Origin of the sequence: Sinorhizobium arboris LMG 14919 (assembly GCF_000427465.1) — a bacterium.
Taxonomy (GTDB): domain Bacteria; phylum Pseudomonadota; class Alphaproteobacteria; order Rhizobiales; family Rhizobiaceae; genus Sinorhizobium; species Sinorhizobium arboris.
Window position 1 is genome coordinate 1,619,370 of record NZ_ATYB01000014.1, and the last position, 12,300, is coordinate 1,631,669.

Below are 12,300 nucleotides of genomic sequence, written 5' to 3' on the forward strand. Positions count from 1 at the left end.
CTGCATTTTCCATCGATCGACCAGAGTTCACCAGAACCGGAACGGAAACAGTTTCCCCTTTGACCAATTTCGCTGACCTTGGCCTGAGCCAGAAAGTACTCTCCGCAGTTACCGATGCGGGTTATACGATACCGACACCGATCCAGGTTGGTGCAATCCCCCCAGCGCTTCAGCGCCGCGACATTCTCGGCATCGCCCAGACCGGAACCGGCAAGACCGCATCCTTCGTGTTGCCGATGTTGACCCTTCTTGAAAAGGGACGTGCCCGTGCGCGCATGCCGCGCACGCTGATCCTAGAGCCGACGCGCGAACTCGCTGCGCAGGTTGCCGAGAACTTCGACAAATACGGCAAGAATCACAAGCTCAACATCGCGCTGCTGATCGGTGGCGTTTCCTTCGACGAGCAGGACCGCAAGCTGGAGCGCGGTGCCGACGTACTGATCTGCACGCCCGGGCGACTACTCGACCATTGCGAACGCGGCAAGCTCCTGATGACAGGAGTCGAAATTCTCGTCATCGACGAAGCCGACCGAATGCTCGACATGGGCTTCATTCCCGACATCGAGCGCATCGCAAAGCTCATTCCGTTCACGCGGCAGACCTTGTTCTTCTCGGCGACGATGCCGCCCGAGATCCAGAAGCTTGCGGATCGCTTTCTGCAGAATCCGGAGCGCGTCGAGGTGGCACGCCGGTCCTCGACAGCGATCACGGTTACGCAGCGTTTCGTCGCCTCGCACGGCAAGGACTACGAAAAACGCTCTGTTCTCCGCGATCTCATTCGGTCCCAGGAGGATCTGAAGAACGCGATCATCTTCTGCAATCGCAAAAAAGATGTCGCCGAGCTTTTCCGCTCGCTCGATCGCCACGGATTTTCGGTGGGCGCGCTGCACGGCGACATGGATCAGCGCTCGCGCATGACCATGCTCGCCAACTTCAAGGACGGCAATATCAAGCTCCTGGTCGCGTCCGACGTCGCGGCGCGAGGGCTCGATATTCCCGATGTCAGCCACGTCTTCAATTTCGACGTGCCGATCCACGCGGAAGACTATGTCCACCGCATTGGCCGCACCGGGCGTGCCGGCCGTTCCGGCGCTTCTTTTACGATCGTCACCAAGCGCGACGCGAAATTCGCGGATGCCATCGAAAAGTTGATCGGTCAGACGGTCGAATGGTTCAACGGCGATCTTTCGGAACTGCCCGAGCCGATGGAGAGTCACGACAGCCGTCGCGACCGTAGTAGCGATGGGCGCAAGGACCGGAAGAGGGAGCGTCCGGGCAAGGCTCGCGCCGATCACAAAGCTGTCACGGCATTCGGCAATAACACGGAAGAACTCGAAACAGCCCCTGAAAGGGTCGATGCGGTGAAGATCGAACGCAATGCCGACAGCAAGGATCGCCATAATGGCCGCAGCGACCGTCCCGGCCGAGCGCAGAATGCCGCCAATGACGACAATCGCGATCGTCGCCAGCGCAACCGCCGCGACCACGACGACGGCCCGACGCCGGTCGGTTTCGGTGACGATATTCCTGCCTTCATGCTGATCGTCGGCAAGGCCTGATCCCTCGCTCCATGGCACTGCCCGGCATCGACTTTCCCGGTCTCGGTTGTGGTCTGGCGATCCTGCGCGATGGACAGATCCTTCTCTGCCGTCGCCTGAAGGCGCCTGAAGCCGGCCACTGGAGCATCGTCGGCGGCAAAGTCGATCATATGGAGCGGGCGCAGGATGCGGCGCGACGCGAGGCGGAGGAGGAAAGCGGTCTTTCCATCCACTCGACCCGCTTTCTCTGCATCAGCGAACAGATGATCGAAGCCGATCGGCAACATTGGATTTCGCTGATCTATGTTACCGAGGATTTTTCCGGCGAGCCGCGCCTCACGGAGCCGGACAAGCTCTCCGACATCCGCTGGTTCGATCTGGCCGCCCTGCCCCAGCCTCTGTCCCGCTTTGCTGCGGACGCGGTTCGGGCGCTCGCCTGACTTGGCGATACGGCGCGCGGCTTTCAAACCAGATTCCGTTTCCCCGCATCCTGCCTCCCGGCCACCTTTCTCCTGGCGCCGCATCGCTTGCGCGAAAAGGCAGAAGGACGAGGACATTCGCGACTTTGAGCGTCATTTCGTCGCCCTGAGAGCGGCCCCATAGGCAAGCCTCACCCAACGCGCCATCTCGTCCGGATCATCCCAGGCCGGTTCGGGAATGCTCCAGTAGGGCATCTTCACCGGCTTTCCCTTGCCTTCATAGGTCCATTGGCGCCCGCCCGCCTCCTCGAGTTCCCGCGCCGATTCCGCATCTCCCTTCAGAAGAATTTCGCCGTTCACTTCCAAAGCGAGGATGGTCCCATTGAAATAGATGCCCTTGCCGCCGAACATCCGGCGGATCTTGACCGGGCCCAGTGTTTCGAACATCTCCTCGATTGCCGCATTGTCCATCGCTCACCCCCTCAATATCCCGCCGGCCGCCACAATCGCCTCCGGCGTGTCGAGATCGAGACGCGCCGCGGCACCGAGTTCGACGTCGATGACCGGCAAGCCGCACCGCTCGACGATGTGTCTCGCGCCGACGTCGCCGACGAGCTGCCGGACGGCATGGAAGGTCTCCTTCGGCAGAATGACGGGATTGCCGCGCTGCCCGCTGGCAGCGGCACGGATCACGGCGCGGCCGGACTCGGCTTCGAAGGCAGCGATCAACTTTTCCAGGTGTTCCGACGTGATGCCCGGCATGTCGGCAAGCATGACGAGCATGCCGCCGGCACCGGCGTCGAGGGCGGAGAGCCCCGCAACCAGCGAAGAGGCCATCCCGCTCGCGTAATCGGGATTTGAGACGAATGTGGCCTGGAGTCCGGCGAGTGCCGCCCGAATCTCCGCTTCCCGATGTCCGGTGACGACAGTCACCCTGCCGGGAGCCGCGGCGATGGCGGTCTCCACCGACCGGCGCACGAGCGGCACGCCTTCGAACTCCGCCAGCAGCTTATGCCGGCCTTCCGGCCCCATCCGGCTCGCCTGGCCGGCCGCGAGCACCACAATCCCGGCGGGACCAGGCGGCCTGCTGGCGCTGCCTTCCCGCGGCTGCGGACGTGTCGGAATTTCCTTGAGCAACCCGCCGACGCCGAGACCAGTGATGTCGGCATTGCTCGGCCACTCGCCTGCGATCAACCGGTCGAGAATCCAGTCGAAACCGTTTTCCTTGGGGCTTCGGGCGCATCCTGGAGCACCCAGGACCGGGATTTCCCCGAGCCGCCCGAGCACAAGCAGATTGCCCGGGTCGACGGGCATTCCGACGTGGTCGACGACCCCGCCCGCGAGTCGAATGGCGGCGGGAATGACATCGTTCGGATCGGCCACGGCCGAAGCGCCGAAGACGATGATCAGGTCATGCGAAGCGGCGGCCTCGGAGATTGCAGCTGCGACTGCTTCCGTGGTGTGCGCCACACGCTGCTCGCTTTCGAGGCTGCTGCCCGATTGCAGGAGTCTTGCGGTGAGAACGGCGCGCGTCTTGTCCATCACCTGGGTCTTGAGGGAAGGCAACTCGGTTGCCACCAGGGCCGCGCGTCGGGGCGTGAACGGCTTGATCTCGAAGGCTCGATCCGCTCGAAGGAGCGCCTGCGCTTGCTCGACGAGCGCTTGCGGCACGGCGAGAGGAATGATCTTGATCGTCGCCACCATGTCGCCTGCTTCGACCGCAACATGATCGGCAAGACAGGCGAGCGTGATCGCCGGATCGATACGGTTAAGCAGGTCGACGATAACCCGATCGGCAACGAAAAGACCGGTGGCGGTAGCATAGACGTTGACCCGGCCGGTCGTGGCGCTCGAGAATCGCAAGTGATCCGGTGCGATCGCCGCAGCTATGCGCGCCGCTGCTTCGTCCTCCGGGAGATCGCCCGGCTCGAGCCGCGCCGCGATGACTTCCGCTACATCCGCTTCGGCAAGTGCCGCGACATCGTCGGGGCTCAGGCGATGCCCCTTTGACAATTTCAGTGCGCCGACTTTTACCGAATGGCCCAGGAGAGCGCCTTCGGCATCGGCAAGCCGTACGGGTCCGAACCTCACCTGGCGCCCTCCGCCGGCAGGTCCACGTCCCGGCGCCGCAGAGACATGATGATCTCAGCCAGCACGGCGACGGCAATTTCCGCAGGGCTCGCAGCACCTATATCGAGGCCGATCGGCGCCTTGATGCGCGCGATCGCTTCCCCGGCCACGCCTTGCGTCCGAAGGCGTTCGACCCGCGACGCATGGGTCTTGCGGCTCCCAAGTGCGCCGACATAGAAGCACCTCGCTTCCAGCGCCGCCCTGAGGGGATAGTCGTCGATTTTCGGATCGTGCGTGAGAGCGGCAAGCGCCGTATAGCGGTCGAGAGGCCGCTCGGGCAGCACATCTTCCGGCCAGTCGGCGAGAAGCTCGACGCCATGGAAACGCTCGGCCGTTGCGAAGGCGGTGCGCGGATCGACGACGACCATATCGAAACCCGCGACCGGCGCCAGGCGCGCCAACGCCTGCGAAATATGAACGGCTCCAATCGCGACGATCCGTGGCGGCGGCAGATGAACGTTGAAGAAAAGGGGCCGTTCCCCGATGTCGACGAGGCGGGGCCGGCCCGAGTGCAGTGCCTCGGAGACGGGCTCGGCCCATTCAGGGGGAATGCGCTCGCCTTCGACGAAAGCCTGACTGCTGCCATCCGCAAGATCGCTGACGACGACGGCAGCGCGGCGCGACGCGCGGGCCTCATTGAGGATCTGCAGTGTGCCTAGTTCCATGTTCAACCGTCAATTCGTTCGACATAGACGCGGATCCGGCCGCCGCAGGAAAGGCCGACACGCCAGGCCGTCTCGTCGGCGACGCCGAATTCGAGGACCCGCGGCCTGCCGGACGCGATCACGTCGGCCGCCTCCGCAATGACCGCGCCCTCTACGCAGCCGCCGGAAACGGAGCCCTGAAAATTGCCCTCCCCGTCGATCACCAGATGGCTGCCGACCGGACGGGGCGCCGAGCCCCAGGTTTCGATCACGGTCGCAAGTGCCACGGAGCGACCTTGTCCGTGCCAGGTTTCAGCGACCGCCAGAGGATCGAGGATGTTCGGCTCGTTCTGCATACTGCGACTCCGAAAATTGCACTCAGGCGATAATCCTGCGCCGGATCAAGTCACATCACTGTGACGCATTCGCCGGCGCGCGGTCAACGGCGGGCCCTCCACGGCTCAGGAAAGGCCGAGGATCGGCATCGCGCGCCCCGCCTCCGGACAGAGATTTCACCAGATCGGCGACGGATTCGAGATTGTGTATCGGGCGGAACTCGTCGACGTGCGGAAGCATGGCCCTGACGCCTCGGGCGCGCGCCTCGAAACCCTCGAAACGCAGCAGCGGATTGAGCCAGACGAGCCGGCGGCAGGAACGATGGAGGCGATCGATCTCGGTCTCCAGTTCGGCCGTATCGTCGCGCTCGAGCCCGTCGGTCATCAAAAGCACGACCGCCCCCTGCCCGAGCACCCGGCGCGACCAACGGCGGTTGAACTCGTGCAGCGTCTCTCCGATACGGGTGCCGCCCGACCAGTCCTTGACCGCCCTGACGCAGTCGTCCAACGCCTCGTCCGGGTCTCGGTTGCGCATCTGCCTCGTCACATTCGTCAGCCGGGTCCCGAACAGGAACGTATGAACGCGGTGGCGCTGTTCGGTGAGCGCGTGCAGGAAGTGCAGGAATATCCGGGTATAACTGCTCATCGATCCGGAAATGTCCGCAAGCACGACAATTGGAGGATGGACGAGTCGCGGTTCGCGAAAGCGCGGCAGAATGAAGTCCCCGCCAAATCGCATCGCGTCGCGCATGGTGGCGCGCGGATCGATGCGCACCGGGCGGCGGGACCGCCGGTAGCGGCGCGTTCGTACCCGGTCGAGCGGCAGCAGCATTGTGGACAATGCCTTTCTTGCCTCTGCGATCTCCTCGGCTGTCATCTGGCCGAAATCCGCCTTGCGGAAGAGTTCGCGGCCCGAGACGGTGTAGCGTGCATCGACCTCCACCTCCGGCGCTTCGCTCGGCTGCTGCGCGCCGTCCCGGCCGGCGAGGAACGCATCACGAGCGCGTGCTTCGCCGGCGCGCCTAGATCGGTCCTCCCCGGAGCGCGGCAGGGCAACAGGCGACATGAGCGCAATCATCTTGCTCACCGCATCCGGCGAACGCCAGAAGAGCCGGAACGCCTCGTCGAAGACGGCCTGGTCCTCGTGGCGTTTGACGAAGGTGCACTGGAGCGCCGCATAGAATTCGCGACGGGAACCGATGCCGATCAATCTTACCGCATCGATGGCATCCGCGATGGCGGCCGGGCCGATCCGCAGTCCCGCACGCCTGAGGGCACGGGCGAAGAAGACGATATTGTCGGCAAGCCTTCCTTCATCCGAATGGGCGCCGCCGGTGATCATGCTCAGTCCTGCGCCAGCAACTCGGCCTTAACGTCGGCAAGAAGGCGCCGGCCTTCGGCGCCTTCAATCCGGGCGATGTCGTCCTGGTATTTGAGAAGCGTCCCGAGGGTATCGGCCACCGTCTCGGGATCGAGCGCCAGCGCGTCGAGTTCCGTGAGCGCAGTGGCCCAATCGATCGTTTCCGCAACGCCAGGGTTCTTGAAGAGATCGAGCGCTCTCAACCTGTGAACATAAGCGACGATCTCGCGTGAAAGCGCCGCGTTGCAGCCCGGGACCTTACGGCGGATGATCTCCAGTTCCTGCGCCGCCTGCGGGTAATCGACCCAGTGATAGAGGCAGCGCCTCTTCAGGGCGTCGTGGATTTCGCGGGTCCGGTTGGTGGTGATGATGACGATCGGCGGCTCGTGGGCCCTGATCGTTCCGAGTTCGGGAATTGTGACCTGGAAATCGGAAAGCACCTCCAGGAGAAAGGCCTCGAAGGCCTCGTCGGTCCGGTCGAGCTCGTCGATCAGGAACACCGGCGCCCGCCCGGCCGTCGTCGATATCGCCTGCAGCACCGGCCGTCGTATGAGGAACCGTTCGGAGAAAATGTCGCTTTCCACCCTTTGCCGGTCGACCATGCCAGCCGCCTCCGAAAGGCGAATTTCCAGCATCTGGGCGGGATAATTCCATTCGTAAACGGCCGAAGCGACATCAAGTCCCTCGTAGCACTGAAGCCGGATCAGGGGGCGGTCGAGAGCGCGCGCCAGAACCTTAGCGATCTCGGTCTTGCCGACGCCGGCTTCGCCTTCGAGGAAAAGCGGGCGCTTCATCCTGAGCGCGAGGAAGAGGACGGTCGCGAGCGCGGTTCCGGCGAGATAGTCCTGCGCCTCAAGCATCGCCTTCGTCTCATCGATGGACTGGGGCTGCTTTCCTGTCATCTGTCTCGCCATGCTGCCTCCGCACGAAGGAAACTTATAGCGTGCGATATCCGCGGTCCACATAAATGAGCGGTGGCTGCTTGGGGCCGAGCTGAACGTCCACGACTTCGCCGATGAGGATGAGATGCGTGGCCACGACCTTGACTTCGATCAGACGGCAATCGAAGGCAGCGATCGCCTCGACGAGGATGGGCGCGCCGGTCGTGCGCTGCGTCCATCGACCGAGGGCAAAACGTCGCTCCATATCGAGCTGATCGCGGCCCGAAAAGGCGTGAGCCAGTGCGCTGTGCTGGGCACCCAGAAGGTTCAGCGCGAAGCTGCCGCCGCGCGAAAAGATGTCGTTGCGCCGGTTGGCTGCATTGAGGCAAGCGAGAACGGTCGGCGGATCGTCAGAGACCGAGCAGGACGCGGTAATCGTCACGCCGCGCCGCTCATTGCCATCGGCCGCCGTGATCAGCTGCACATGCGACGACATGCGGCTCATCGCGTCACGGTAGGTTATCGGGTCCAGCCGGGTCTTCTCCAACACATCTCGCTCCGGAACGATATCTCGCACATACATAGACTCTCGCGGAAAATATGAAACCCGGCGATGCGAGAATCTTGCGGATCAGCGCCTCTTGCAATCGATGCGGCGACAAAGCCTCGCCATAGCTCGATCTTTTCCTTTGACGGGCGCGGCGACATCCTTAAAACATGGCGGTCGATAGCGGGAAAAACCATGCCTAAATCAATCGTCACCAGCCTCTTCGTCGCTGCACTTGCGCTGAGCGGTCCTGCTTTCGCTGCCGGCGTAAAGGTCGCGGTCGTGGCTCCCGCAGAGGGGCCTTTCGTCTCTCTCGGCAGGCAGATTTCTGCCGGAGCAGCGTTCCAGGCCGGCGACCGCGGGAGCCAGGTTATCCCTATCAGCGAAAGCTGCGATCCCGCCGGCGGCGAGGCTCTGACGAAAGCCCTGCTCGAGAGCGGCGCGGAAGCCGCAATCGGTTTTATGTGCACCGAGAGCCTTGAGGCCGCACTGCCGGCCCTCGCCGAAGCCGGAATTCCGACGATCACTGTCAGCGTCCGCTCCGACATTCTCATGGAGGATGCGCTCAAGAAAAAGTGGCCGTTCTACCGCTTGGCGCCAAGCGGCAAGGCGGAAGCCGCGGCGATAACCGATGCCATCGTCGCGCACTGGAGAGGCCGGCCGCTCGCTCTGATAGACGACGGAACGATCCACAGCCGCGAACTCGTCGAGAGCGTGCGCAATGGGCTGGCCGAGATCGGCATAACCCCTGTTTTCACCGACACCTACCGTCCCTCGCAGGAACAGCAGGTGAGCCTCGTGCGGCGACTGGCAAAGAGCGGTGCAACGCACGTCTTTACCGGAGGCGACCGCAACGACACGGCAGTCATCGCACGGGACGCCAAAGCCGAAAACGTCCCGATAACCCTTTTGGGCGGCGATACGCTGAACGCCGCCGATCTCGACGTCCCGCTCGAGGACGGGGTACTCGCCATGACGATACCCGATCCCGCACGATCGGCGGAGGCCGCCGCGGTGGCAAACGCCATGCGCGCCGCCAGGATCGAGCCGGAGGGTTATGTTCTCCCCGCCTTTGCCGCAGTGTCGCTCCTCGAACAGGCAAAGGACCAGGCGGCGAAAGACGGCAGCTCGCTCTCCGATGCCCTGACGAAAGGACCTTATCCGACAGTTCTCGGGCCGATCCGGTTCAACCGCGCGCACGAACTGGCCGAGACCCCATACAGGCTGATGCGATGGCAGGACGGGCGTTTCGTCGATGCAGCCGATACGGGCAATATGGAATGATGCGCAAAGGTCCCAAAAATCTCATCACGGACGTCCCGGGGCTGCTGGTCGGCAATGCGGAAGACCATCGCCTGAAATCCGGCGTCACCGCCGTGCTTTGCGATCCGCCAGCGACAGCCGCCGTCCAGGTTCTGGGCGGCGCTCCCGGAACGCGAGAGACCGACCTTCTCGCTCCCCACAACACGGTCCAGGCAGTCGACGCGATCGTACTGTCCGGCGGTTCGGCCTTCGGCCTCGACGCGGCGTCGGGGGTGCAGGCGGCGCTGCGGGAGATGGGACGCGGCTTCGCGGTCGGGCCGCACCGCGTGCCGATCGTGCCCGCGGCGATCCTCTTCGATCTGGCAAACGGGGGCGACAAGGAATGGGGACGCTACGCTCCCTATCGCGATCTCGGTTACGAAGCGGCGTATGCGACAACTGCGGATTTCGCGACCGGCAGTACCGGCGCAGGCACTGGCGCGCTTACGGCGACCTTCAAAGGGGGTCTCGGCTCCGCGTCGACGGTGCTCGCCAACGGGACGACTGTGGGCGCCCTCGTGGCAGTGAATGCCGTCGGCTCGGCGACCGTCGGCGACACACGTCATTTCTGGGCCGCGCCTTTCGAAATGGACGGCGAGTTCGGCGGGCTTGGCCAGGCCTTGCCCTGGCCGCAGGACGCCGCTACCCCTCGATTCAAGTTCCGGGAGCGGCAAGCCTCTTCGACGAACACGACCATCGCGGTCATCGCCACCGATGCCCTTCTCACCAAGGCGGAGGCAAAGCGCCTGGCGATCGCGGCCCATGACGGCTTTTCGCGTGCCCTCTGGCCCTCCCATACGCCGCTTGACGGCGATCTGGTCTTCGCGCTTTCGACGGGCACGAGCGGAAAGACGCCGTTGCTTCAGGATTTCATCGATCTCAGCGCCGCGGCAGCCGCCACCATGGCCCGCGCGATCGCGCGCGGTATCCACGACGCCCGAGATACCGGCGACGATCCGATACCTGCCTGGTGCTCGCACTCGTAATCTTCCCGCCGGTTGTTCGGAAGGCTCCGGAATGCTACTGCATTTTCCCTGAATCGTAGTCGATTTAAAAACATGCAGATCAAACGACTGCAGCGACCTTTACGCGTTCGACAGACGCGGCGCTTTGTGGCGCGGGAGAGAGCCGGAGCCTGATGATGACCCACCCCATTCGCATTGCCCCGTCTATCCTGGCGGCTGATTTTTCCAAGCTCGGACAGGAGGTTCGCGACGTCGTCGAGGCCGGCGCCGACTGGATCCATCTCGATGTCATGGACGGGCATTTCGTGCCCAACATCACCTTCGGACCTGATGTCATAAGATCGCTGCGCCCCTACACCCAGGCGACCTTCGACTGTCACCTGATGATCGCGCCGGCCGACCCCTTCCTCGAGGCCTTCGCGAAGGCCGGGTGCGACATCATCACCGTCCATGCCGAAGCGGGCCCGCATTTGCACCGCTCGCTGCAGACGGTGAAGTCGCTTGGAAAGAAGGCCGGTATCTCCATCAATCCGGCGACGCCGGAAAGCGTCATCGAATATGTCCTCGACACCGTCGATCTCGTTCTCGTGATGACGGTGAACCCCGGCTTCGGCGGACAGAAGTTCATCGGCGCCACGGAAGAGAAGATCCGGCGGATCAAAGCAATGATCGGCAGCCGGGCGATCGAGATCGAGGTGGACGGCGGTATAGCACCCGATACGGCCGGCGTCGCCGCCAAGGCGGGTGCCAATGTGCTCGTCGCCGGCTCCGCCATCTTCAAGGGCGGTTCCGTCGATGCCTATCGCAGCGCCATCGACGCGCTCCGCGTACAGGCGGAAAAGGGGCGCGGATGACGGCGCGCGCAGCGACTGCAGGCATCATTGTGAGCATGCTTGCCGCCTCGGGCGCTGCCGCCGGCGATTATGCCGCGTTTCAACCGATCGGCTTCTCATCGGACGGCGATGTCTTTGCTTTCGAGGAATACGGCATCCAGGACGGCTCCGGCTTCCCCTATTCGACGGTCTACGTTGTTGACACGAATACCGACGAATTCCTGCCCGGCGCTCCTGTGCGCGCCGTGGCGGAAGAGGACGGCTCCGATCTGCACAGAGCGCGCGGCGAGGCCCACAGGCGCTCGGCGCCGCTCATCGATGCCTACCGCCTCCACGACAGGCCGGGAGTGCTCGCTGCCTATAATCCCGTGACCGAGCTCGACGCGGAGCCGCGCACACTGACCTATTCCTCATTTCCCGCCGATGCATCCTTCCGTAAGGTCTATGCGCTGAAGCTCGAAGAGAAGTCCTTCGAACCGGAAGGGATCTGCAAGGAATTTCTGAAAGAGGTCAAAGGCTTCCGCCTGACGATGACCGAAAAGGCCGGGGAGCCCGTGTCGGAAGTGCTCGAAGACGATCCGCGGATCCCGCTGAGCCGCCGTTGCCCGACGGGCTACCGCATCGGCGGCGTCGTGACGCATGTCAACGCCGATGGCTCCGAGGTCCATGCAGTCATGATCCTGGTCGAGTCGCTCGGATTCGAGGGCACGACCGACGGCCGCTGGATCGCGGTGCCGGTGCGGATTCCCGGTTGATGGAAGGGAAGGCCGACGTCCGGGCCAAGGTGCTCATAGCGGACCCGGGCCGGCCGAAGCGTCTCCGCCTAGCGCATACGGTTCCGAGCCTGCGGGAAACGATCCTGGGCGCGCTCTGCTGGGGGATCGCGATGGCGCTCTCGGCGTGGCTTGCACTTTGGTGCCGGGAAAATGCCGCCACGTTCCACCTTGGAAGCATCCTGATTCTATACGCATCGGGCGGCCTCATCGCATGGCCGCTGTCGCTGTTTGCCGCCCGTTGCCTGTCGAAGAACAGACCGGTCGAAACGCGCTTCGCGGCCTTTTTCCTGTGCCTCGTTGCGGGCACGATCGGAACGACGGCATTCCTGTTCGCTCTCGATTACCGCACATTCTATGCGCAGTGGCATGCGATGACAGGCACGCGCACCTGGCTGTTTCAGTTCGCGTTCACGTCGCTTGGCGCCTTCTACCAGTTTCTGGTCCTCGGCGTTCGCCTTTACCTGCCGCTTGGCGCCGTCGCGCTCGTAGCGACGTGTCTGCTGCTCGCGCGATCGGATGCGCGGCAACGCCGTTGAGCTTCAGCGCCATCTTTGATAGAGGCACAGCCAT

General features: G+C 63.7%; 14 protein-coding genes. 7 read left to right on the top strand and 7 right to left on the bottom strand.

From position 1 onward, the window contains the following. Positions 1-59: 59 nt before the first annotated feature. Both SINAR_RS0119100 and SINAR_RS0119105 read left to right on the top strand, forming a co-directional pair. Positions 60-1,559 carry a DEAD/DEAH box helicase gene (locus SINAR_RS0119100; protein WP_028000550.1) on the top strand — a complete coding sequence of 500 codons (1,500 nt, stop codon included), beginning with the start codon at positions 60-62 and terminating at the stop codon, positions 1,557-1,559. A gap of 11 nt (positions 1,560-1,570) precedes the next feature. Next, the gene (locus SINAR_RS0119105) at positions 1,571-1,978 is read left to right on the top strand and encodes an NUDIX hydrolase (protein WP_028000551.1); all 408 of its coding nucleotides are present in this window, start codon (positions 1,571-1,573) and stop codon (positions 1,976-1,978) included. 132 nt (positions 1,979-2,110) lie between these two features. On the opposite strand, the gene SINAR_RS0119110 is transcribed toward SINAR_RS0119105, so the two are convergent. The 7 genes from SINAR_RS0119110 to SINAR_RS0119140 are packed head-to-tail and all read right to left on the bottom strand — an operon-like array spanning position 2,111 to position 7,890. Beyond that, on the bottom strand, positions 2,111-2,428 hold the full coding sequence (locus SINAR_RS0119110) for a TfoX/Sxy family protein (protein WP_028000552.1): 318 nt from the start codon (positions 2,426-2,428) through the stop codon (positions 2,111-2,113). Positions 2,429-2,431: 3 nt separating this feature from the next. Further along, the gene (locus SINAR_RS0119115; protein WP_028000553.1) at positions 2,432-4,048 is read right to left on the bottom strand and encodes an NTP transferase domain-containing protein; all 1,617 of its coding nucleotides are present in this window, start codon (positions 4,046-4,048) and stop codon (positions 2,432-2,434) included. Beyond that, the gene (locus SINAR_RS0119120) at positions 4,045-4,752 is read right to left on the bottom strand and encodes an XdhC family protein (protein ID WP_028000554.1); all 708 of its coding nucleotides are present in this window, start codon (positions 4,750-4,752) and stop codon (positions 4,045-4,047) included. The genes SINAR_RS0119115 and SINAR_RS0119120 overlap by 4 nt, the downstream gene beginning before the upstream one ends. A 2-nt stretch (positions 4,753-4,754) precedes the next feature. Further along, positions 4,755-5,087 (bottom strand): XdhC family protein, encoded by a 333-nt coding sequence (locus tag SINAR_RS0119125; protein ID WP_028000555.1) that lies wholly within the window; start codon positions 5,085-5,087, stop codon positions 4,755-4,757. 55 nt (positions 5,088-5,142) lie between these two features. Further along, a complete protein-coding gene (locus SINAR_RS0119130; protein ID WP_028000556.1) occupies positions 5,143-6,405 on the bottom strand; it encodes a vWA domain-containing protein in 1,263 nt (420 codons plus the stop codon). Between the two features lie 5 nt (positions 6,406-6,410). After that, complete coding sequence (locus SINAR_RS0119135; protein ID WP_028000557.1) at positions 6,411-7,340, bottom strand: AAA family ATPase; 930 nt, start codon at positions 7,338-7,340, stop codon at positions 6,411-6,413. Between the two features lie 22 nt (positions 7,341-7,362). Beyond that, the gene (locus SINAR_RS0119140; RefSeq protein WP_028000558.1) at positions 7,363-7,890 is read right to left on the bottom strand and encodes a flavin reductase family protein; all 528 of its coding nucleotides are present in this window, start codon (positions 7,888-7,890) and stop codon (positions 7,363-7,365) included. Between the two features lie 159 nt (positions 7,891-8,049). On the opposite strand from SINAR_RS0119140, the gene SINAR_RS0119145 reads away from it, so the two are divergent. The 5 genes from SINAR_RS0119145 to SINAR_RS0119165 all read left to right on the top strand — a co-directional run bounded on the left by SINAR_RS0119145 (position 8,050) and on the right by SINAR_RS0119165 (position 12,266). Further along, entirely contained in the window at positions 8,050-9,138 is a 1,089-nt protein-coding gene (locus SINAR_RS0119145) for a branched-chain amino acid ABC transporter substrate-binding protein (RefSeq protein WP_028000559.1), read from the top strand. Then, positions 9,135-10,142, top strand: coding sequence for a P1 family peptidase (locus tag SINAR_RS0119150; RefSeq protein ID WP_028000560.1), 1,008 nt, complete (start codon positions 9,135-9,137; stop codon positions 10,140-10,142). The genes SINAR_RS0119145 and SINAR_RS0119150 overlap by 4 nt, the downstream gene beginning before the upstream one ends. Before the next feature lie 152 nt (positions 10,143-10,294). Next, entirely contained in the window at positions 10,295-10,975 is a 681-nt protein-coding gene (gene rpe, locus SINAR_RS0119155; protein ID WP_028000561.1) for a ribulose-phosphate 3-epimerase, read from the top strand. Next, positions 10,972-11,709 carry a DUF2259 domain-containing protein gene (locus SINAR_RS0119160; protein WP_028000562.1) on the top strand — a complete coding sequence of 246 codons (738 nt, stop codon included), beginning with the start codon at positions 10,972-10,974 and terminating at the stop codon, positions 11,707-11,709. The genes rpe and SINAR_RS0119160 overlap by 4 nt, the downstream gene beginning before the upstream one ends. Further along, complete coding sequence (locus tag SINAR_RS0119165) at positions 11,709-12,266, top strand: hypothetical protein (protein ID WP_028000563.1); 558 nt, start codon at positions 11,709-11,711, stop codon at positions 12,264-12,266. The genes SINAR_RS0119160 and SINAR_RS0119165 overlap by 1 nt, the downstream gene beginning before the upstream one ends. Positions 12,267-12,300: the final 34 nt, after the last annotated feature.

Excerpts from the sequence above, each read along its gene's own strand:
- SINAR_RS0119105 (WP_028000551.1), top strand. The coding sequence starts at position 1,571 with ATGGCACTGCCCGGCATCGACTTTCCCGGTCTCGGTTGTGGTCTGGCG.
- SINAR_RS0119110 (WP_028000552.1), bottom strand. The coding sequence starts at position 2,428 with ATGGACAATGCGGCAATCGAGGAGATGTTCGAAACACTGGGCCCGGTC.
- SINAR_RS0119120 (WP_028000554.1), bottom strand. The coding sequence starts at position 4,752 with ATGGAACTAGGCACACTGCAGATCCTCAATGAGGCCCGCGCGTCGCGC.
- SINAR_RS0119125 (WP_028000555.1), bottom strand. The coding sequence starts at position 5,087 with ATGCAGAACGAGCCGAACATCCTCGATCCTCTGGCGGTCGCTGAAACC.
- SINAR_RS0119135 (WP_028000557.1), bottom strand. The coding sequence starts at position 7,340 with ATGGCGAGACAGATGACAGGAAAGCAGCCCCAGTCCATCGATGAGACG.
- SINAR_RS0119140 (WP_028000558.1), bottom strand. The coding sequence starts at position 7,890 with ATGTATGTGCGAGATATCGTTCCGGAGCGAGATGTGTTGGAGAAGACC.
- SINAR_RS0119145 (WP_028000559.1), top strand. The coding sequence starts at position 8,050 with ATGCCTAAATCAATCGTCACCAGCCTCTTCGTCGCTGCACTTGCGCTG.
- SINAR_RS0119150 (WP_028000560.1), top strand. The coding sequence starts at position 9,135 with ATGATGCGCAAAGGTCCCAAAAATCTCATCACGGACGTCCCGGGGCTG.
- rpe (WP_028000561.1), top strand. The coding sequence starts at position 10,295 with ATGATGACCCACCCCATTCGCATTGCCCCGTCTATCCTGGCGGCTGAT.
- SINAR_RS0119160 (WP_028000562.1), top strand. The coding sequence starts at position 10,972 with ATGACGGCGCGCGCAGCGACTGCAGGCATCATTGTGAGCATGCTTGCC.
- SINAR_RS0119165 (WP_028000563.1), top strand. The coding sequence starts at position 11,709 with ATGGAAGGGAAGGCCGACGTCCGGGCCAAGGTGCTCATAGCGGACCCG.